The 23,034-nt window shown below is 41.0% G+C and carries 17 protein-coding genes; all 17 read left to right on the top strand.

Going from position 1 to position 23,034, the window contains the following annotated elements; translation table 11 throughout:
* Positions 1–6 precede the first annotated feature (6 nt).
* The 17 genes from galT (at position 7) to COD92_RS00570 (ending at position 22,946) form a co-directional block, all read left to right on the top strand.
* Entirely contained in the window at positions 7–1,488 is a 1,482-nt protein-coding gene (galT, locus tag COD92_RS00650) for a UDP-glucose--hexose-1-phosphate uridylyltransferase (RefSeq protein WP_098995825.1), read from the top strand.
* 35 nt (positions 1,489–1,523) lie between these two features.
* Positions 1,524–2,582, top strand: coding sequence for an aldose epimerase family protein (locus tag COD92_RS00645; protein ID WP_098531102.1), 1,059 nt, complete (start codon positions 1,524–1,526; stop codon positions 2,580–2,582).
* A 3-nt stretch (positions 2,583–2,585) separates the two neighbouring features.
* Positions 2,586–3,578 (top strand): LacI family DNA-binding transcriptional regulator, encoded by a 993-nt coding sequence (locus COD92_RS00640; RefSeq protein WP_098531101.1) that lies wholly within the window; start codon positions 2,586–2,588, stop codon positions 3,576–3,578.
* Between the two features lie 95 nt (positions 3,579–3,673).
* Entirely contained in the window at positions 3,674–6,064 is a 2,391-nt protein-coding gene (locus COD92_RS00635) for a beta-glucosidase (RefSeq protein WP_255295231.1), read from the top strand.
* A gap of 167 nt (positions 6,065–6,231) precedes the next feature.
* Positions 6,232–7,233: a sugar-binding protein gene (locus tag COD92_RS00630; RefSeq protein WP_098995824.1), complete on the top strand. Its 1,002-nt coding sequence runs from the start codon at positions 6,232–6,234 to the stop codon at positions 7,231–7,233.
* Entirely contained in the window at positions 7,233–8,714 is a 1,482-nt protein-coding gene (locus COD92_RS00625) for a sensor histidine kinase (RefSeq protein ID WP_098531099.1), read from the top strand. The genes COD92_RS00630 and COD92_RS00625 overlap by 1 nt, the downstream gene beginning before the upstream one ends.
* Complete coding sequence (locus tag COD92_RS00620; protein WP_098531098.1) at positions 8,689–10,275, top strand: response regulator transcription factor; 1,587 nt, start codon at positions 8,689–8,691, stop codon at positions 10,273–10,275. The genes COD92_RS00625 and COD92_RS00620 overlap by 26 nt, the downstream gene beginning before the upstream one ends.
* Positions 10,276–10,514: 239 nt before the next feature.
* On the top strand, positions 10,515–11,579 hold the full coding sequence (gene mglB, locus COD92_RS00615) for a galactose/glucose ABC transporter substrate-binding protein MglB (protein WP_218011291.1): 1,065 nt from the start codon (positions 10,515–10,517) through the stop codon (positions 11,577–11,579).
* A gap of 491 nt (positions 11,580–12,070) precedes the next feature.
* Entirely contained in the window at positions 12,071–13,576 is a 1,506-nt protein-coding gene (mglA, locus tag COD92_RS00610) for a galactose/methyl galactoside ABC transporter ATP-binding protein MglA (protein ID WP_098531096.1), read from the top strand.
* A gap of 12 nt (positions 13,577–13,588) precedes the next feature.
* Complete coding sequence (gene mglC, locus COD92_RS00605; protein ID WP_255286683.1) at positions 13,589–14,641, top strand: galactose/methyl galactoside ABC transporter permease MglC; 1,053 nt, start codon at positions 13,589–13,591, stop codon at positions 14,639–14,641.
* A 376-nt stretch (positions 14,642–15,017) separates the two neighbouring features.
* Positions 15,018–16,196: an ABC transporter substrate-binding protein gene (locus tag COD92_RS00600; protein WP_176541248.1), complete on the top strand. Its 1,179-nt coding sequence runs from the start codon at positions 15,018–15,020 to the stop codon at positions 16,194–16,196.
* Positions 16,197–16,408: 212 nt separating this feature from the next.
* Positions 16,409–17,068, top strand: a complete 660-nt coding sequence (gene atoD, locus COD92_RS00595) for an acetate CoA-transferase subunit alpha (protein WP_098531094.1) — start codon at positions 16,409–16,411, stop codon at positions 17,066–17,068.
* A complete protein-coding gene (locus COD92_RS00590; protein ID WP_098531093.1) occupies positions 17,068–17,748 on the top strand; it encodes a 3-oxoacid CoA-transferase subunit B in 681 nt (226 codons plus the stop codon). Before atoD ends, COD92_RS00590 begins: the two co-directional genes overlap by 1 nt.
* A complete protein-coding gene (locus COD92_RS00585; RefSeq protein ID WP_098531092.1) occupies positions 17,741–18,925 on the top strand; it encodes an acetyl-CoA C-acetyltransferase in 1,185 nt (394 codons plus the stop codon). Before COD92_RS00590 ends, COD92_RS00585 begins: the two co-directional genes overlap by 8 nt.
* A 218-nt stretch (positions 18,926–19,143) precedes the next feature.
* Positions 19,144–20,577, top strand: coding sequence for a GntP family permease (locus tag COD92_RS00580; protein ID WP_098995823.1), 1,434 nt, complete (start codon positions 19,144–19,146; stop codon positions 20,575–20,577).
* Between the two features lie 37 nt (positions 20,578–20,614).
* The gene (locus COD92_RS00575; RefSeq protein ID WP_098531090.1) at positions 20,615–21,400 is read left to right on the top strand and encodes a 3-hydroxybutyrate dehydrogenase; all 786 of its coding nucleotides are present in this window, start codon (positions 20,615–20,617) and stop codon (positions 21,398–21,400) included.
* Between the two features lie 124 nt (positions 21,401–21,524).
* The gene (locus COD92_RS00570) at positions 21,525–22,946 is read left to right on the top strand and encodes a sigma-54 interaction domain-containing protein (protein ID WP_098531089.1); all 1,422 of its coding nucleotides are present in this window, start codon (positions 21,525–21,527) and stop codon (positions 22,944–22,946) included.
* Positions 22,947–23,034: the final 88 nt, after the last annotated feature.

Raw genomic sequence — 23,034 nt, 5'->3', positions numbered from 1 at the left:
ATCAATATGATTTTTCAATTAGTCCAACATTTAGTTCAACAGGCGCTTGCCACTCAGTTAATTGAGCGGGAAGACGAAATATACGCAAGGAATCAAGTGCTTGCACTGCTGCAATTGGAGGAGTATAAGGAAGTTGAGATCGGGGCAAGTATCCCGGAAATTCCTGAACTCCTTGATAGAATCGTTAAGTATGCAGTGGAACAAGGCATCATCGAAGATATTTTTGATGTAAAGGATATATTTTCTAGTAAAATTATGAATTGCTTTATCGCACGGCCTTCAAGTGTGAACCAGCAGTTTTATGAAAAATATCAACAAAGTCCAGAGCAGGCGACCGAATATTTCTATCAACTAAGTAAAAATAGCAATTACATCCAGATGAAACGAATCCGTCAAAATATCGAGTACAAGGCCGCGACCGAGTACGGCGAGTTAGATATTACTATTAATTTATCGAAACCGGAAAAAGATCCAAAGAGTATCGAACTAGAGAAGCTCGCAAAGAAATCCAGCTATCCGAAATGTTTGCTTTGTATCGAAAATGAAGGGTATGCAGGAAGAATCGGCCACCCGGCCCGCTCAAATCACCGGATGATCAGAGTGAATTTAACAGATGAAAATTGGCATTTACAGTATTCACCATATGTTTACTATAACGAGCATTGCATTGTCTTATCGGAAAAACATACAGACATGAAGATCAGTCCATTGACGTTTGAAAGACTGTTGGCATTTGTGGAGCAATTCCCACACTACTTCTTAGGGTCTAATGCTGATATTCCAATAGTCGGCGGCTCGATATTATCGCATGAGCATTATCAAGGCGGGAATTATCAATTTGCAATGGCAAAGGCCGGGGCTGATTGGAGCTTTACCATTGATGGTTTTCCGAATGTGGAATGCTCTGTCGTTAAATGGCCGATGTCAGTGATTCGTTTACGATCATCTGAAACAGGGAATCTGGTGGAAGCAGGAGCCCATATTTTTGAAAGATGGAAAGCTTACAGTGATGAAGCCCTTGGTATATTGGCTCGGACGGATGAGACACCGCATAATACGGTTACCCCGATCGCCCGGAAAAATGGTGACTTGTTTGAACTAGATTTGGTTCTCCGTAATAACCGGACAAGTGACGAACATCCACTAGGAATTTTTCATCCACATGCCGATGTCCATCATATTAAGAAAGAAAATATCGGTCTGATTGAGGTAATGGGATTGGCAGTGCTGCCTGCCCGCCTTAAAGGAGAGCTAGAAGAAGTAGAAAACTTCCTGCTTGGTAAAACAGATGCAGTCGCAGACTATCATTTAGATTGGGCAAATGAATTAAAAGCCCACTATGGAATGATTGCAAATGAATCTAATGTGCAAGCGATGGTAAGAGAAGAAGTAGGCAAGAAGTTTTTAAGAGTCTTAGAAGATGCTGGTGTGTTTAAGCGGAATCAAGAGGGAGAGGCAGGATTCCACCGCTTTATTGGCACCTTATAAACGTGACCTAATTGAAAAAAGGAAGTGGAATAGCAATGAAAATGGAAAATAAACTTGTTGGCCGTTATAATGGAGCAGAAGTGTTCGAATATACATTTTGCAATGATTCAGGCATGTCTGTATCTTGTTTAAATTTCGGCTGTGTGATTACGAAAATCATTGTCCCTGACCGTAACGGAAAGCTAGAAAATGTAGTCCTTGGCTTTGACAACTTTGAAGACTATCCGAAATATTCGCCGTATTTCGGAGCTGTTTGCGGCCGTGTGGCGGGAAGAATTAAGGGTGCAAGTTTTGAACTGGATGGAAAAGAACATGTACTCGCTCAAAATGAGGCACCGAACCATCTGCATGGCGGTGTAAAAGGTTTTGATTCCGTGATTTGGGCAACAGAAAAGGTCGAGGAAGAAAATGCTGTTGGATTGAGGTTCCATTATCGTAGTCCAGACGGGGAGGAAGGCTACCCTGGAAATCTGGATACCATAGTAACGTATCTATTAACAAATGATAATGAGTTGAAAGTAACTTATGAAGCTAGAACAGACAAAAAAACAGTAGTGAATTTAACCAATCACTCCTATTTTAATTTAAGCGGAAATATCAAACGCGATTGTTCGGGACACGTCCTTCAATTAGATAGTGACCGCTTTTTAGAATTGGCTCCTGACCTTATGCCAACAGGTAAAATGCTGGAGACGGCCAATACTCCATTTGATTTTACTGCGGGAAGAAAATTGAAAGATGGCATGGAAACTTCCTATCCCCAGAATGTTTTGGTAGGAAAAGGCTACGACCACCCGCTTATTTTTTCAAAAGAAGGAAATAATCGGATTGTGCTAAGTGAGGAAGAGAGCGGACGTGTCCTTCTGATGACGACCGACCAGCCTTGCGTTGTTCTCTATACTTCGAATATGTTAGATGGAGAGTTTGAAATTTCGGGTGTAAAGGCTAGAAATTATCTTGGTGTCTGCTTAGAGACCCAAGGGCTGCCGGATGCCATCCATCATCCAAGCTTTCCATCGGTCACATTAAATCCAGAGGATGTATATCGTGCTAATACCACGTATCGTTTCATAACCAATACATTAGGTGATTAATTTATGGCAACAATAAAAGATATTGCTCAGTTAGCAGGGGTTTCGATTGCAACAGTTTCGCGCGTACTGAATTACGATACGACGCTTTCTGTCAGCGATGAAACAAAAAAGAAGATTTTTGAGGCAGCTGAGGAGCTTTCATACAAGAAGAAACCAGCTAAAAGACAGGATTCCGGCAGGATTGCCGTCCTCCAATGGTATACCGAAAAGGAAGAACTTGAAGATTTATACTATATGTCGATACGGCTAGGTGTTGAAAACCGTTGTCGTCATCAGAGTCTCCAACTTGTTAAGTATTTTCAGGATAACTATGAAGAATTAAGGGAAGATACTGAGCTCCAAGGGTTAATCGCCATTGGTAAGTTTAGCCGCAAGCAAGTGAAGGAGCTCCGGTCGGTTGCCAAGAACATTGTGTTTGTTGATACCTCTCCAGATGAAGAGCAGTTTGATTCTGTTGTTATTGATTTTGAGAAGGCGACAAAAAAGGTGCTTGATCATTTTATCGAAAAGGGTCATAAGCAAATTGGCTATATCGGCGGCAAAGAGGAATTTAAAGATAAGACTGCTGCAATCGAGGATGCTAGAGAAGAAACCTTTAAGCGTTATCTAACTGAAAAGGGCATTTTTGATAAAAACTATTTGTATAATGGAAAATTTTCGGCGGATGATGGTCATGCCCTGATGAAACAGGCTATCGGGGAACATGGTGATAACTTACCGACAGCTTTCTTTGCGGGAAATGACTCCATTGCTGTCGGGGCCTTAAGGGCATTACTAGAAGAAGGAATCGCAGTGCCGGATCGGGTTAACATCATTGGTGTTAATGATATAAGCATCTCGAAATATGTGTTCCCAACCTTGAGCACCGTCAAAGTTTATACCGAGTTGATGGGTGAAACAGCAGTAGATACCCTTTTAGAACGAATCGAAGGCCGAAAGACCGCCAAAAAAATCCTCATCGCCACCAAACTTATTATTCGAAATAGCAGCTTTTAGAACATAAAAAAAGCCGCTTTGTCCACACTATTTGTGGATAAAGCGGCTTTTTTGTTTTTAGTCTAGAAATCCTAACTTAAAGGGGACAGTAAAATATGCTAAAAAGGCTAAAGGGAAAATCAAAATTATTTGTTATAACATTTTCATCTTCATTACTTATTTCAGGATTCGCCTTTGACATGGCATCCGCAGAGACCCAGCATTTACCCAGAGTACAAAAAAGCCAAACATCTACTGTACAAAAGAATGACCCTTACCTGACAGATGCAGCTTCCATTGACAGAGTTATTCGAGCCATGACCTTAGAGGAAAAAGCAAAATTTGTTGTGGGAGTAGGAATGCCTGGTATCTCAAGAGGACCATTTGAAATTACAGGAGCAGTAGGTGGTACATATGGAATTCCACGACTTGGTATTCCTGAATTGCGGATGGCAGATGGCCCAGCAGGACTAAGGATCCGTCCTACAAGACCTGGGCAGACTCAAACCTATTACGCAACTGCCTTCCCGATCGCCACATCATTGGCCTCTACTTGGGATACAGCTGTGGCAAAGGCGGTGGGCAAGGCTCAGGGAAATGAAGTAAAAGAATATGGAATTGATATGTTTTTGGCACCAGCTCTAAATATTCATAGGAATCCGTTAAACGGCAGAAACTTTGAGTATTATTCAGAGGATCCCTTAATCTCTGGAAAAATAGCAGCTTCCGTTGTGAATGGGATTCAATCCAATGGTGTAGGGGCAACAATTAAACATTTTGCTGCAAACAACCAGGAAACGAACCGGATGATTATCGATACGATTGTATCCCAACGCGCGTTAAGGGAAATCTATTTAAAAGGTTTTGAAATGGCGGTAAAAGAGTCCCATCCATGGGCTGTAATGAGCTCTTATAATAAAATCAATGGGACATATACATCTGAAAGTACTGATTTATTAACGACAGTATTAAGAAAAGATTGGGGTTATAAAGGCTTTGTTATGACCGACTGGTTTGCTGGTAAGGACCCAGTGGAACAAATGAAGGCTGGAAATGATTTAATTATGCCAGGGTCGCCAAATAAATCTAATCTTATTAAGTTAGCTGTAGAAGGCGGAAGATTAGATGAGAAAATACTTGATCGTAATATTAAGAACATTCTACGAATCGTCATTCAAACGCCTGAGTTTAAGAAATATCAAAATTCTGACCAGCCTGATTTAAAGGCACATGCAATAGTGGCAAGAAAAGCTGCTGCAGAAGGAATGATCCTATTAAAAAATAAAGAACGAGCTCTGCCTATTAATAAAAATAAAAAGATTTCATTATTCGGGAATACACAGATTGAGACCATTAAGGGCGGGACTGGCAGCGGTGACGTAAACGCAGCCTATACGGTTTCGATTGCAGAAGGTTTAAAGGAAGCTGGCTACCAAATTAATCAAGACCTATTAATTAAATATAAAACCTATATTGATTCATTGCGCCGGCAAGAACCATATAAAATTAAACCGCATCCATGGGGTGAAGATTTTGGGAAATTGGTCCCAGTGATTCCAGAGAAACCCTTAGAGGAGAATGAAATTACTTCTGCTTCAAAAGAAACGGATCTTGGGATCATCGTTATTGGACGAAATTCTGGAGAAGCTGAAGACCGAAAAGTGGTAAAAGGGGATTACCTTTTAAGTGATGCTGAACAGGAGATGATTTCAAGAGTATCAACAGAGTACCATAAGCAAGGGAAAAAGGTGGCTGTTATTCTGAACATTGGAGGGCCAATTGAAGTAGCAAGCTGGAGGGATAAGGTGGATTCCATTCTCTTAGCATGGCAGCCAGGTCAGGAAGCGGGTAAAGCTGTAGCCGATGTAGTATCTGGTAAAGTAAATCCGTCTGGGAAATTGACTACTACTTTTCCTGTAAAGTACAGTGATGTCCCCTCAGCAGCTAGCTTCCCAGGAACACCGGCTGCAAACCCAGCTAAAGTAATTTATCAGGAAGATATTTATGTCGGCTATCGGTATTTTACAACCTTTGGAGAAAAACCTGCTTATGAGTTTGGCTATGGGTTATCCTACACAAACTTTGACATTAGCCATGTGAAAGTCAACAAGGGCAAGAAATTTAAGGGCAAACTCACTATTAGTGCGATGGTTGAAAATACCGGCAGCCTTCCGGGAAAAGAAGTAGTTCAGGTCTATGTTTCTGCGCCAGATGGAAAGCTTGAAAAGCCTGCAGTAGAATTAAGGGCTTTTGCCAAAACAAAGGTGTTAAAACCTAATCAGCGTCGACTGCTTTATTTCAATTTAAATGCTAAAGACCTAGCTTCATTTGACGAAGAAGAATCCGCTTGGGTTCTTGAAAAAGGTACCTATACAGTAAAAGTAGGCGCATCTTCCGAAAATATAAAAGGGTCTGCAACTTTTACAGTCGACCATGATATGATTGTACAAAAAGTCACTGATGTCCTAAAACCTACAATTGGCTTTAAGCGGCTTACTAAACAATAAATCGAAAAAACCAGCTTGCATTAAAAGAAAATGCAGGCTGGTTTTTTCTAGGTTTCAACCGAAAAATCGATTAATATCAAGAAACAAGCTCACATAATTCAGATTGTCGATTTTTGGGATGTTACGTATAATGGATTTATCTTATGCTTTGGGATCGGAGTTGTTATATGAGCAGATTATCCATCATAGCGTATACTGTTGGAGGTTTGTTTTTTTTAATTAGTTGCTCATTTTCTATATTTTTTGGCTACAAGGTGATTACCCATGATTTACCTAAAGAACAAAAAACAGTAGAAAAGTATAACTACCATTTTGTCCTTATTCCAGAAGAGTTGGACAATGAATATTGGAAACTCGTAGAAAAAGGCGCAAAGGATGCGGCAAAAAAATATAGTGTTCTGCTAGAATATGCAGGGCCAAAACAGGCAAACATTGATGAGCACGTAAGGACGATCGAAATGTCAGCAGCCTCCAAAGTAGATGGCATCATGACCCAAGGGTTGAATGACGAGCAATTCACTCCGCTGATTGATCGGGTCGTTGCCAGCGGGATTCCAGTTGTCACTGTTGATACGGATGCCGCTAATAGCAGAAGACTAGCCTATATTGGAACTGATAACTATTATGCGGGGTATTTGGCGGGCAAAGCTTTGATAGCGGATACATTTGGGAGAGTAAATGTGGCGATTATTACCGGCAGCTTTTATGCCAACCATATGCAGCAGCGGGTCAAGGGGTTTGAAGATGCCGTTAAACCGGAAAGAAGAATCAATATAATCGACGTGGAAGAATCCGAGATTAGCAGGGTAAAAGCGGCAGAAAAGGCAAATCAAATACTGCAGGAACACCCGGAGGTAACAGCCTTCTTTGGGACAAGTGCCTTAGATGGAATTGAAATAGCGCATGTCGTAAAAAAATATCATAAACAAAGGCAGATTTATATAATTGGCTTCGATACACTCCCGGAAACAATTGATTTTATTCGAGAGGGTACGATCAATGCCACTGTTATTCAGGAACCCTATCAAATGGGATATGGGGCCGTTAAAACGATGATTGAGCTTATCCAAGGAAATAAAGTCTCGCCAATTGTTCATACCGATACTCGAATCTTAAGAAAATCAGACTTACCTTTGAGTGATCAGCACCGAAAGGCGGCTGATAACTGATGTTATTCCGGATAAGATCGAAACTGTTACTATATTTTATTGTTCTTGTCGTTTTACTTACCTCAGTCGGGATGTTTTTTTATGACCGAAGTGAAAAACTCGTTTCTGAATACGATGAAAGTTTTGAACGATTTCTTTTGCTTAATGATATTTCACAAAGAAGTAATTTCCTGACGGAAAAGCTTCATGGGTATATTTTAGATAAGGAAAAATCGTATCTTCAAGACTACCGAAGCGAAAAACTAAAATTAATTAAGGACCAAAAAAGACTAGTGAAAGTGATGAACACCAATGATGTGACACTCACGAATTATAAAAATATGATTGATAGCTTTTTAGATGAGGGAGATGCCACGATTGGCGCATTCCAACAGGATCAGATTAACCTATACTCCACTCACTTTAATGAAGTTTTGAAAGTTAACTCCTTTATCCAGGAAAGTACACTTGCCCTGTTAAATAATAAATTAACAGACTATCAAAAATTCTATGACCAAATGGAGCAGCAAAATCATTACTATAAACTCTTGTCGATATCTCTGTTTGCGGCTGCCTTTTTCCTAAGCACCTTGCTTGCGTTATGGATATCGGGCGGGATTACCAAACCCATCAGTTTGTTATCGAAAGCGGCTAAGGAGATTTCGAAAGGAAACCTTTCTGGTGAGGATATTAAAATAACCACTAAGGATGAGCTCAAATTGCTAACAGAAACATTTAATCAAATGCGCAGCAACCTTAAAGTACTAGTCACTGAAATCAAACAACAAGGAGAGCTCGATAAGCTGTTAAAAGAGTTAGAGTTAAGAAGTCTGCAAAACCAAATGAATCCGCACTTTCTATTTAATACGCTTAACACTGTTTCTAAGATGGCATATCTTGAAGAAGCCGAGGAGACGTCGAGATTAATTGAAGCCGTTGCGGCATTATTACGCTACAATCTAAGTGATTTCGATAAAGTTTCAACCTTAAGAGACGAAGTCAGTATTGTGAAAGAGTATTTCTTTATTCAAAAAACAAGATTCGGCGATCGTATTCAATTTATCACGGAAATTCAGGAAGAATATCTAGACATAGAGATTCCTAGTCTTATTTTACAGCCTTTAATTGAAAACGCATTCACCCATGGCGTTGAAGAATATGAAGAAAATGGTATTATCGAACTTCATATTTATCGGCTGAATGACCATATACATGTTGAAGTAATTGATAACGGTGTGGGAATGGACGGACGGACGAAGAGAAAGCTCCTTCATTATGTAGATGGATTGGACAATGAAGAAAATGTGGAACTGGAGAAAACGAAGGAACAATCCAATGGTATTGCAGTAAAAAACGTGATTAAAAGGCTGCAGCTTTTTTACCAACAAAAGAATGTGGTGGAAATTGAATCAGAATTAAACAAAGGAACGATTTTCCGACTGAAGATACCTGTCACGGCTAGAGGGGGGAACAAACTTGTTGAAAATTCTTATAGCAGATGATGAAATACTTGAACGAAAAGCAGTTGCCAAAATCATAAAGGGCTCGAAAGTGGACGTAACGGTTATTGGGGAAGCGCCAAACGGGAGAATCGCCATTGAAATGGCCCAGGAACACCGCCCGGATATTATTTTTATGGATATCAAAATGCCGGGAACCGACGGTGTCCAAGCAGTAAAAGAGATTAAAAAGTTCGAACCAGAGATTCGTTTTATCATGGTTTCTGCTTTTAATACGTTTGAGTATGCCAAAGAAGTAATGCAGCAAGGGGTCAAGGAATATATCCTCAAGCCGAGCAGTAAAAAGGATCTTCTTGATAGCTTGCAGCGGGTTGCAGACGAGATTCTTGCAGAACGAAGGGCAAAGGAAGAACAGCAAAGCCTGAGAGAAAACCTCGACCGGGCCGTATCAATTGCTCAGAAAGAGTGGGTATCATCCTTGTTGATGAATCAGGTACAAGATATGACCTTTGATGAGTGGAGCCAGCTGCTAGGCGTGGAGATTACATCGGGGTATGCGATGTTATTTACATTAAAGCAAACCTCTAAGACGGAACTAACTTCGTTAGAAAAAGAGAAATGGTATAGCTGGCTTAAAAATACGCTAAAGTCTATTGTGGTCAAGCATGAAATTATGGTGGGGGCGATGATGGAGTGCCAAGTTCCAGTTCTATTTCTTTGTAAAAAGTCAGCGGAGAAGACCCATTTTAGAACAAACGCAGAAAGCATAATAGAGAACCTTTATCGTCTCTTTAAACAAGTAAACTTTAGCGCAGAATTAAGGATTGGGATTGGCCACCCATATAACCATGCCCATGAGCTGAATAAATCCTATCATGAAGCAATACTGGCACTTGAGGAGCTTTTAAAAACGCCTAACCGCAAATATTTATTTTACAACAAGCAGGGGCCTGCCTTTGAATTACCTTCTGATTCTGAGATCATTGAGGTGGAGAAAAGGCTGCTTGATAGTGTCAGACAGGGTGATGTTAATCAGGTGATGCTGATCTTTGATTCCTTTGTGTCAAAGCTTGGGTCAAATAATATAAAAGCCTCCTTTGTAAAAAAATCGTTCGAGGAGCTGTTTATCCTCCTTTCGCGTATGCTTCATGATCTTGGGATTACATATGATCGGATTCCTAACATTGATGAGTCAGAGGATATTCGGATGGTTCTAGAAGCGGGAAAAGCTCACTTACTTGCGGTTGTTCAGCATGTTCAGGTATGGCGGAATAATCATGCAAAGGGAATGCTGCAAAAAGCCAAGGATTATATTGAAACGCATTATGCAGATGCGATTACATTGGAATCTGCAGCTGAATACGTAGAACTAAGTCCGTTTTATTTTAGCAAGCTATTTAAAGATCGATTTGGAATGACTTTTATTGATTACTTGACGGAGATTAGAATCAAGAAAGCCAAAGCGGAAATGCTCGATCCGGGAAAGAGCATGAAGGAAATCTGTTATTCTGTCGGCTACCGGGATCCAAACTATTTCAGCAGGGTGTTTAAGAAACTGACAGGATTGTCGCCAAGTGAGTTTCGTAAGGCAACGGTAAATTAGGATTATCTTGTTGGGGCCAATTTTTGTGAAATTGGCCCCCTTTTTTTCAAACAGTTTTATTACATTGATGTTTCAAAGATTGCAAAATAATCTAGATAATCGCAAATATGTGCTATAGGTCGCCCCTACTGTAACCGTTGTCACCATGCTAATATATTTGCAAGGGCTTACATTAAGACTGAATTAAGCTCCAGGAAAACAGCTTAATAGGGTCTTTATAAAACAGTAAAGGGAGATTGATCAGTGTGAAGAAAAAAGGTTTGATTCTATCTTTAACAGTTGCATCTAGTATTCTATTAGCGGCAGGCTGCAGCAGTTCCACGAGCGGTTCAGGAGGTTCTGCAAGCAGCAAAGACAGCAAGCTGCCAGCTGTTGGAGCAACCATCTATAAGTTTGATGATAACTTCATGTCTTACGTACGCCGTGCAATGGAAACTTCAGCAAAAGGAAATGTTAACTTAATGCTGAACGATTCACAAAATGACCAAGCCAAACAAATCGAGCAAGTGGATACGTTAATCGCTAAAGGTGCAAAGTCGCTGGCGATCAACCTAGTAGATCCAAAAGCAGCACAAACCATTGTGGACAAAGCAAAAGCTAAAAATATTCCTGTCATCTTCTTTAATAAAGAGCCAGATGAAAGTGTATTACAAGGCTACGATAAAGCCTACTATGTTGGAACAACTTCATCAGAATCAGGCGTTCTGCAAGGTGAATTAATCGCTAAGGCTTGGGAAGCGAACAAAGATAAGTGGGACAAAAACCATGACGGCAAGCTTCAATATGTTCTATTAAAAGGTGAGCCAGGACATCCAGATGCGGAGGCTCGTACAAAATATGTAGTTGACACTGTGAAATCTAAAGGTATTCAAGTGGAACAATTAGCAATGGATACGGCGATGTGGGATGCAACCAAAGCAACTGAAAAAATGGATGCTTGGGTTTCTAAGTACAGCGATAAAATCGAATTTGTAATTGCTAACAACGATGGTATGGCATTAGGTGCAATTTCCTCACTTGAAAAAGCAGGCTACTTCTCTGGAGATAAGTTTGTCCCAGTTGTAGGTGTTGATGCAATTCCAGAAGCACTTGAAATGATTGAAAAAGGCAAAATGGTTGGTACAGTCTTGAATGACGCGAAGAACCAAGGTAAAGCAACGATTGACCTAGCTACAAATGCTGCAAAAGGCAAGGATGTATTAGACGGAACAGAGTGGAAGCTTGACGACAAGAAAGCAGTCCGTGTTCCTTACGTCGAAATCACAAAAGACAACATCCAAGTTGGTAAGGATGCTTATAAATAGAAAAGCGGAAGCGACCGTTTAGCGGCGTATGGACTGGAGCGCTTTGACCGAGATAAAGGAAACACGAAGAGCGACCAGCGATTCGATGTTGACTTATCGTAGGGCAAAGAGCGAAGTACACTAGCCGCTGGGAGCTGGAGCTAGACAATAAGAAAAGCGGAAGCGCCTTGCCCAGGGGCGACCGGCATAAGACGAGCCGGCGAGAAGGCTGCCCTTTAGCCTTCTTGACGGATTGGCTTATGACCCGAGCCCCTAGGAGCTGGAGCTAGACAAATAGAAAAGCGGAAGCGCCTGTCTGGGGTTATCACCCCTTGGCGCTCTTCGAACGAAGGAAAAGATCATGCTTTTCCTTCGTTCGGAGAACTAAGCTTACATGTGTAAAGCTGGAAACCGTGCAATTTTAAATTCAGATAGTTTTTATTAAATAGATATGAGCCGGACTAGGAAGGGCCACTCATATTTTTAAAATTGTTAAGTTAGGAGGTTCACTTATGACAGGATCTAGTACTGCCAATCTACTTGAAATGCAAAATATTACAAAACGATTCCCCGGGGTACTTGCTTTAGACAATGTTACCTTGAAAGTGAAACCGGGTTCGGTCCATGCCTTAATGGGTGAAAACGGTGCAGGGAAATCGACCTTAATGAAATGCTTATTTGGAATTTATTCGATGGACGAAGGCAAAATCACCTTTAATGGAAATGAGATTTCATTTGCCAACTCCAAACAAGCCTTAGAAAACGGCGTTTCCATGGTGCACCAGGAGTTGAACCAGGTCCGCCAACAAAATGTCATGGATAATATATGGCTTGGGCGTTATCCGAAAAAAGGTATTTTCGTAGATGAAAAGAAAATGTACGAGGATACTGCTGCTATTTTTAAAAGTTTAGATATTCATATCGACCCGCGCAGCAAGGTTAGTTCGTTATCTGTTTCAGAGATGCAAATGGTCGAAATTGCAAAAGCTGTTTCCTATCATTCAAAGATAATCGTAATGGATGAGCCTACATCATCCTTAACTGAGACGGAAGTCAATCATTTATTTAGAATCATTAAAAGGCTTCAAAGTGAAAATGTCGCGATCATCTATATCTCGCACAAAATGGAAGAAATCTTAAAGATTTCTGACGAAGTCACGATTATGCGTGATGGTCAGTACATTGCGACCAGAAGTGCAAAGGACTTAACTACAGACGAGATTATTAAGCTAATGGTAGGCCGCGACTTATCACAGCGTTTCCCAGCCAAGGAAAACAAGCCAGGGGATGTAATCTTGAGGGTTTCTGATTTAACAGCAGAAACACAGCCTTCTTTTTCAAATGTTAGCTTTGAGCTGAAAAAGGGTGAAATACTTGGAATCGCTGGTTTAGTTGGTTCCAAGCGGACAGAAGTAGTCGAAGCGATCTTTGGAATCAGAGCATTAAAATCCGGAAAAATTGAGCTGAACGGTAAGGAGGTTAAAAACCATTCTCCACAGCATGCCATCAAAAACGGATTTGCACTTGTAACCGAGGAGAGACGGTCAACCGGAATCTTCTCAGATTTAAGCATCAGCTTTAACTCGATTATTTCGAACATGAGGCAGTACAAAACAAAGAGCGGGTTTTTATCCAATAAGAAAGTAGCGGATGATACTCAATGGGTCATTGATTCGATGAAGGTAAAAACCCCATCGCAAAAAACATCGATTGGCAGTCTATCCGGTGGGAACCAGCAAAAGGTTATTATCGGGCGCTGGCTCTTAACAAAGCCTGATATTCTATTGCTGGATGAACCAACCCGGGGTATTGATGTTGGGGCAAAGTTCGAGATTTATCAATTAATCAACCAATTAGCCGCAGAAGGAAAAGGAATTATCATGATCTCTTCCGAAATGCCGGAGCTATTGGGTACTACAGACCGAATTCTTGTGATGAGTAATGGAAAAGCAGCTGGGATCGTTGATACGAAGACGACTTCCCAAGAAGAAATCATGCGGTTAGCCGCATTGTATTAGGAGGCGACAAAAATGAGTACAGAAGCTTTAAAAAAATTGGGATCTAAGGATGTACAAAAATCGAAATCAGGTTTCTCAAAATGGATTGTAGATAATGTTATATATTTGGTATTACTTCTACTAGTGGTTGGGATTGTGGTAGCATCCCCGGATTTCTTATCGATGACGAACTTAATTAATATTCTAAGTCAGGCATCTTCACGTGTTATTATCGCCCTTGGGGTAGCTGGTATCCTTATTCTAGCCGGTACTGACCTTTCAGCAGGCCGGATGGTCGGATTAGCAGCGGTTGTTTCAGCTTCCATGCTTCAAGCAAGTGATTATGCTTATAAAATGTACCCACATTTACAAGAATTACCGCTATTTGTTCCAATTATAATTGCAATGTTAGCAACTGGTTTGATTTCTGCTATCAGTGGTGTGATTGTGGCTAAGTTTCATGTTCCGCCATTCATTGCCACTCTAGGTATGATGATTGTCGTGTACGGTACTTCTTCTATCTACTTTGACCGCCCTCCATATGGTGCACAGCCGATTGGCGGTTTAAGCGAGAAGTTTACAACGTTTGCACAACGAGGAATTAAGCTTGGGCAATATGAATTCCCATACCTGATCTTCTATGCCATTATTGTTTCACTCATTATTTGGGTAATTTGGAATAAAACGCAGCTTGGTAAAAATATGTATGCAATTGGTGGAAATCCTGAAGCAGCAAAGGTTTCAGGGGTTAACGTAGCAAAAAATATCATCATCATCTATATGATCGCAGGTCTTCTTTACGGCTTCACGGGTGTTCTTGAAGCAGGCCGTGTAGGTAGTGCCACAAACAATACGGGTAATATGTATGAGATGGATGCAATCGCAGCCTGTGTAGTCGGTGGGGTATCCTTAACAGGTGGAATTGGAACAGTACCGGGGATCGTAACCGGGGTTCTTATTTTCCAGGTTATCAACTATGGATTAGCTTTCCTAGGGGTAAGCCCGTACATCCAATTTATCGTAAAAGGTTTAATCATCATCGTCGCAGTAGCCTTCGATATGCGCAAACACGCAAAGAAAAAATAAACAAAACCAAAGGCAGCCTCCAACTTGGAGAGCTGTCTTTTACTATTTGAACGATGAAAACGCAACTATGTTTATTATCTGTAAAATAGATCGTTCGATATTATAGAATATCTTTGAAGACTAGTGGAAGAAGTGAAGCATCGTGGTAATTACTTAATAATATGTGTTATGCAGGTTAAATGAGTTCGAAAAATAATATATTTCAGAAATATTAAAATTAATAAATAATATACTAGACGAATGAAATTAATTGTATTACAATACTAAATATCAATTAATTCAACGACTAAACATACCTTTTCTACGAAACTACTAATTAACGGTTGTTTATGTCAGAAAAATCAGAAAATATATATATATGAGGGGGATTATCATGATGAAGAAGAATTTTGCAAAGATGTTTATGGCTTCAACATTATTGGCTGGCGTATTAGCCGGATGTTCGGGAGCGAAAGATAGTGCCGGCGGCGGTGGGGATACGATTAAAGTCGGCGTGAACTTAGAGCTTTCAGGAGGAGTTGCTTCTTACGGGGAGTCACTAGCTTCAGGGATCAACCTTGCTGTTGATGAGATTAACAAAAAGGGCGGAGTTGACGGCAAGAAGATTGAGCTTGTTAAAGTGGACAATAAATCAGATGCAGCTGAAGCTACAAATGGTGCCATCAAGTTAACCAGCCAAGATAAAGTAACAGCTATTATCGGTGCTGCTACAAGCGGTGACACCGTTGCCCAAGCTGAAATCGCCGATAGCAATAAAACAGTTCTATTAACTCCATCAGGTACAGCTCCAAACGTAACGGTTACAGATAAAGGGAAATTAAACGAATACGTATTCCGTACTTCTTTTATTGACCCATTCCAAGGAACAGTTGCAGCCAACTTTGCAGCTAACGAATTAAAGGTTAAAAACGTTGCTATCTTTGCTGATAGTGCAAGTGACTATGCGAAAGGTTTGGCAGCTTCATTTAAAGAAACGTTTGAAAAGGAAGGCGGTAAGGTCGTTTCTGAAGAGGCATATGTTGGGAAGGATACAGACTTCCGTGCAACGTTAACACGCATTAAGTCTAAAAATCCGGAATTTATCTTTATCCCTGGATATTATGAAGAAGTTGGTTTAATTGTAAAACAAGCTCGTGAATTAGGAATCACTGCTCCACTTATGGGTGCAGACGGCTGGGATTCACCGAAATTAGTAGAATTAGCGGGTGCCGATGCGTTAAACAACACATATATCACCAACCACTATTCATCTGAAGATCCAGACAAGAAGATTCAAACGTTTGTATCTGCATATAAAGAAAAGAATGATGGCAATTCACCAAATGCCTTTAACGCCCTTGGTTATGACACTGTCTATCTATTAGCAGATGCTATCAAGAGTGCAGGCAGCACGGACTCAACTAAAATTAAAGAAGCTTTAGAAAAGACTAAAGATCTTTCTCTTGTAACAGGTATTGTGACAATCGACAAAAACCACAACCCAATTAAATCGGCAACTGTTTTAGAATATAAAGACGGTAAGCAAGTATTTAATACAAAAGTAGATCCTAAATAAATCGAGGTTTCTCTCAAAATATGATTTTGAAAAAGACTTTTTCGCTAGTATGGCGAAAAAGTCTTTTTTTTCGTTTAGGAAATTAAAAAATTTTCGCTTGTGGATAACTGTTAATAAAANNCGCTTGCGCTTTTGTTCTTGGCACGGTTCTTGCATATTAATTTAGCGTAAAGATATTTACTTCGCTTTTAATTTCAGGAGGTGCTTTTGAAGTGAATAAGATTATTTCATTGGAAGAAGTCTCATCCATTTTTAGAAATGGCATGACGATTATGGCTGGGGGTTTTATGGGGGTCGGTACACCACAGGAGCTTGTTGCGGCCATGCTTGAAGCAAATGTAAAGGATATTACCTTGATCGCAAATGACACCGCTTTCGCGGATGCGGGTATAGGGCCTTTAATTGTAAATAAACGCGTGAAAAAAGTGATCGCTTCACATATTGGGACAAATCCAGAAACCGGCCGGCAAATGATATCTGGTGAAATGGAAGTAGAACTAGTACCACAAGGGACTTTGGCTGAACGTGTGCGTGCCGGGGGCTCAGGATTAGGTGGAGTGTTAACTCCTACTGGGGTGGGAACGATTGTCGAAGAGGGGAAAGAAAAAATCACAGTCGATGGTCGTGAATATTTGCTTGAAAAACCACTTCGTGCTGAGGTTGCTTTGTTAAAGGCTTATAAAGCTGATAAAGCTGGGAATTTGATTTATCATCGTTCTGCCAGAAATTTTAACCCTTTGATGGCATTGGCTGCAGACACTGTAATTGTGCAAGTAGAGCAGCTTGTTGAGGTGGGAGAAATTGATCCAGATGAGGTAATGACACCTGGAATCCTCGTTGATAAAATTTATGTTCAAGGAGGCTGTCAGTAATGACTACTACACTCGTAAATCCAAAACAAATCATTGCGGCGCGCGTAGCAAAGGAAATGAAAGATGGAGATGTTGTTAATCTTGGCATTGGGCTGCCAACCATGGTGCCCAACTACCTGCCTGAGGGCGTTAACGTGATCCTGCAATCGGAAAATGGCTATGTCGGTCTTGGTCCTTTAGAAGGCGACATTGATCCGGATTTGGTTAATGCCGGCGGACAGCCTGCAGGTATTATTCGCGGCGGTGCTTTCTTTGACAGTCTATTTTCCTTTGAACTAATCCGCGGCGGGCATGTCGATGTTACTGTCCTTGGAGGGCTTGAAGCAGATGTGAAGGGAAATCTCGCTAACTGGATGGTTCCTGGAAAAATGGTTCCTGGCATGGGAGGGGCAATGGACCTTGTGACAGGTGCAAAAAAGGTGATTGTTGCGATGGAACATACAGCAAAGAATGGTTCGTCTAAAATCCTCGAGCAGTGCCGTTTACCCTTGACCGGTAAGGGAGTAGTTGACTTAATTGTAACGGAATTAGCTGTTTTCCGTGTAACAGAGAATGGTTTGGTTTTGGAGGAACTTCAAGAGGGTGTTGATTTAAAAACAGTAAAGGAAAAGACGGAAGCTTCTTTTGCTGTAAGTTCGACAATAAAGGAATTAAGCAGAGGAGGAAATATTCATGCGTGATGTAGTTATCGTTAGTGCAGTACGTACAGCAATTGGCAGTTTCATGGGGACCTTAAGTAATACCTCGGCAACCGAGTTAGGGGCTACTGTTATCAAAGAAGCCGTAAACCGGGCCGGAATAACCGGCGAACAAGTAGATGAAGTCATTATGGGAAACGTTTTGCAAGCAGGTCTTGGCCAGGGTCCTGCCCGCCAAGCCGCACTTAAAGCAGGTTTGCCAATCGAGGTATCTTCTATGTCGATCAATAAACTGTGCGGCTCAGGATTAAAAGCGGTCCATTTGGCAACGCAAGCTATTCAAACTGGTGAAGCGGAAATTGTCGTGGCTGGCGGTATGGAAAATATGAGTCTAGCACCTTATTTACTTATGGATGGACGAACAGGCTATCGCATGGGAGATGGTAAAGTTCTCGACAGTATGCTTCAAGATGGACTGCATTGTGCCATTAACTCCTATCATATGGGCGTAACGGCCGAAAATATTGCCGAACAATATGAACTCAGCCGCGAAGAGCAAGATGAGTTTGCGGCTTGGAGCCAGCAAAAGGCAGAGGTAGCCATCAAAGAAGGTAAATTTAAGGATGAAATTGTTCCGGTTGTCATTCCACAGCGCAGGGGTGAGTCCATATTTTTTGAGACAGATGAATTCCCGCGTGCAGGGGTAACAGCTGAAAAGCTAGCAAAATTAAAGCCTGCTTTTAAAAAGGACGGTACGGTGACCGCAGGAAATGCCTCCGGAATCAATGACGGTGCGGCCGCACTCGTACTGATGAGCAGAGAAAAGGCCAAAGAGCTGGGAATTAAACCAATGGCTGTCATCCGTGGTAATGGTACAGCAGGGGTGGATCCAAAAATCATGGGAATTGGCCCTGTGCCAGCATCTAAAAAGGCATTAGCTAAGGCTGGGCTTTCAATGAATCAGATGGATTTGGTTGAAGCTAACGAGGCATTTGCGGCTCAATCATTGGCTGTTGGCCGGGATCTAGAGATTCCTAGAGAGAAATTGAATGTTAATGGCGGTGCGGTTGCCCTAGGACACCCAATCGGTGCCAGTGGGGCCCGCGTGTTAGTTACACTAATTCATGAAATGAAACGAAGAGATTCGCGCTACGGGCTCGCGACACTTTGTATTGGCGGGGGGCAAGGAATTGCCACAGTAGTAGAAATGGAGAAATAAGGTTATTTCCGCAATAGCGGAAAATTCCGTTATTGCGGAAACGCTTACAAACAATTTTCCGGAATAACGGAATCGTTCCAGTTCGATTTGAGTAAATTTTAGAAAAATAACTTTGGCATAATTCTTGCAAATAAGTAGTTGTAAGTTTTTAAATGGAAACGCTTACCTAATGGGGAGGTAAACGAGGAAGCTTACAAAAACATTTTAGGGGGATTTACATGGAATTATTTGTTATTTTACTGGCGCTTGGGCTGCTGATGTTTGTAGCCTATCGTGGATTTTCAGTTATATTATTCGCGCCATTATGTGCACTCCTTGCTGTATTACTTATTGATCCAAGCCATGTATTACCATTCTTTTCTGGAGTATTTATGGAAAAAATGGTTGGATTCATTAAAAACTATTTTGCCGTCTTCTTATTAGGGGCGATTTTTGGAAAAGTGGTTGAAATGTCAGGGATTGCCGAATCCATCGCTAAAACGATTGTTCGTTTACTTGGAGCAAAACGTGCGATGCTGACGATTGTTTTATTAGGAGCGATTTTAACCTATAGCGGCGTAAGTTTATTCGTAGCCGTTTTTGCTATTTATCCATTTGCAGCACAAATGTTTAGACAAGCAAATATTCCTAAAAGGCTTATTCCAGGTACGATTGCTCTTGGTGCCTTTACGTTTACAATGGACGCTCTACCGGGAACACCGCAAATTCAAAACGTAATCCCAATTAACTTCTTTAAAACAGATATTTATGCGGCACCAACACTTGGAATCATCGGAGCTATTTTTGTTCTAGTTCTAGGACTCTTGTATCTTGAAACAAGAAGAAGAAAAGCAGAAAAAGCTGGTGAGGGCTATTACGGCTTTGGTACGGAAAACGCTGCTGCTGCTGAAAAACTGGAAGAAAAGGAAGCATCGGCTCCAGATTTGACCTCACAACAATCCGTCCTAAAACAAATTTTAGCTTTTGTTCCACTCATTCTTGTGGGAGTGACAAATAAATTATTTATAACATTCATTCCAAAATGGTATCCAAACGGCTTTGATTTTTCAGCGATCGGCTTGAAGGTTTACACGGTCGACGTTACAGCGATGGCCGCGATTTGGGCGATTATTATGGCATTAGTAGTCGGTATTGTTTCTTCACTTCTCTATGATTGGAAACGAGTCACGAAAAACTTTAAGGAAGGGTTGAATACCGCAATTGGCGGGTCCTTGCTGGCAACGATGAATACAGGTGCTGAATATGGATTTGGCGGCATCATCGCCGCACTTCCCGGCTTTGCAAAAATTAGTGACGGGATTTCTGGTACATTCACGAATCCACTTGTAAATGGGGCGGTCACAACAAGTACACTTGCCGGTATGACTGGCTCAGCCTCAGGGGGAATGGGGATTGCGTTAGGAGCTATGGCTGAGAAGTATAACCAGGCAATCGCTGCAGCCAATATTCCGCCAGAAGTAATGCACCGCGTGGTCGCCATGGCATCAGGCGGAATGGATACACTTCCGCACAACGGAGCCGTTATTACCCTGCTTGCCGTAACAGGATTAACACACAAACAATCCTATAAAGATATTTTTGCTATAACGATGATTAAAACAGTAGCTGTATTCTTTGTTATCGCACTTTATACGGTCTTTGGAATCATTTAAGAAAAAGAGATTATTAGCAATTAGGAGGCACATATAAATGAGCATGTTACTAGAGGGAAAGACAGCATTCATTACCGGGTCAGCGAGCGGAATTGGGTTAGAAATAGCAAAAACTTTCGCCCATGAGGGAGCAAAGGTAGTCATTTCCGATTTAAATGCTGAAAAGAGTGAACAGGTGGCAGAAGAATTAAGGGACCAGGGCTTTGAAGCCATAGCTGCACCGTGTGATGTAACAAACGAGGAAGCCTTTAAAAATAGTATTCACCAAGCCTATAAAACTTTTGGCCGGCTTGATATTTTAGTCAACAATGCCGGGATGCAATATGTTTCACCGATTGAAGAGTTTCCAACGGAGAAGTTTGAACTCTTAGTGAAAATTATGTTAACGGCACCATTCATTGGCATTAAAAATGTCTTCCCGATTATGAAGAACCAGGGCTTTGGCCGGGTGATTAATATGGCGTCGATCAATGGGGTGATTGGTTTTGCTGGAAAGGCTGCCTATAATAGTGCAAAGCATGGCGTCATCGGATTAACTAAAGTCGCGGCATTAGAAGGTGCGACTAGTGGGATTACCGTTAATGCGCTCTGCCCGGGATATGTCGATACACCGCTCGTTAGAAATCAGTTAGCTGACCTCGCCACAACAAGAAATGTCAGTTTAGAAAGTGTAATTGATGAAGTGCTTTTACCGCTTGTTCCACAAAAAAGACTATTATCGGTTTCGGAAATTGCCGATTATGCAGTCTTTTTAGCAAGTGATAAAGGAAGAGGAATTACCGGACAGGCCGTTATTTTGGATGGCGGTTACACAGCACAATAATTTTTTAAAATCCTATTCGTTATCGGATAGGATTTTCTGTTATGATGAAAAATCTCCTAATCTATTTATTCCCAATCATCCTTTGTTATAATAAATATATCCAATACAGCAAGGATGTGAATCTATGACTAGAGGAATGGAAGCGATTCCAACTAACTGGCATGAACAGATTATCAATCTATTAGCGGAAAGAATCGTCGTGACCGACCGTGAAGGAACAATTATCTATATAAATGAAGCCTATTGTGAGTTTTTAGGAACAACTGTTGAAGAGGCGATCAACCGCCCTGTTCAGGATGTGATTGAAAATTCAAGGATGCATATTGTCGCTAAAACAGGCAAAAAAGAGCTGGCCGCCCTGCATCCCATTAATGGAAGTGAAATGATCGCAAACCGGTACCCTCTTTTCGTCGATGGGAAACTTGTGGGGGCCCTTGGGACGGTTATGTTTCGCAGTCCAGAAGAATGGCGGATGTATAAAACAAAGATTCAGCATTTAGTGGAGGAATTAAAATATTATAAAACTAAAGTAGAAAAAGAGTTAAAGAGTAAATACTATTTTCAGGATTTAATTGGCAGCAGTCAGCCCTTTCTCGCGGCAAAAAATTTGGCGGAGCGAATTTCTGCAAGCAACTCCTCTGTCCTATTAATAGGGGAATCGGGTACAGGAAAGGAATTGTTTGCCCATGCCGTTCACAACCACAGCCTCCGTTCCTCCTTGCCGTTTGTGGCGATTAACTGTGCGTCCATACCTGAACATCTTCTAGAATCAGAACTATTTGGTTATGATGATGGTGCTTTTACAGGAGCGAAAAAGGGAGGGAAAAAAGGTCAGTTTGAAATGGCGAATAATGGTACACTTTTTCTGGATGAAATCGGCGATATGCCGCTTTCGATGCAAAGTAAACTGCTTAGAGTTTTGCAGGAAAAAGAAGTCCAGCGGGTCGGCGGGCAAAAATCAATTCCTGTTGATGTCCGTATCATCGCCGCTACACATCGCGATCTAGAAAAGATGGTGGATGAAGGGAAGTTCCGTCGGGATCTATATTATCGCTTAAATGTGATAAAAATTGAAATTCCCTCTTTGAATAAAAGGAAAGAGGATATTAAGTTAATATCGATGGGTCTATTAAAAAAGCTGGAACGGAAATTTTTTCGAACAGGAATTGAAATTTCCAAAGAAGTGGAACAAAGATTAATGGAGCATTCTTGGCCTGGAAACATTCGTGAGCTTGAAAATGTGTTGGAGCGGGCCATAAATGTCCTTGATGGACAAACCATTGAAGTATTCCATCTTCCATTATATTTACGCGAACTAGAATTGCAGAGTTCTAGCCAAGTTGATAGTCCCGTTACTAACACAAAACCTGTTGAAAAATTGTCTTCGTCAATTCCCACGTTAAAGGAAACACTGGCTCAAGTGGAAAAAGAAGCAATTATAAATGCGCTGACCGTGACAAACGGAAATAAGCAGGAAGCAGCAAGATTGTTGGAAATAGGCAAAACAAGATTTTACGAGAAATGTAAGTTATATAATATAAAATAGATTCTCTATCTTATACAAAAATTAGGATGATCGTCCTGCAATAAATTGCATCTTCCATATAGAAATAGTACTAACTCTGGTTTAAGAT

It is taken from the genome of Bacillus sp. AFS037270 (assembly GCF_002585305.1).
This window is presented reverse-complemented; position numbering and strand designations above follow the sequence as displayed.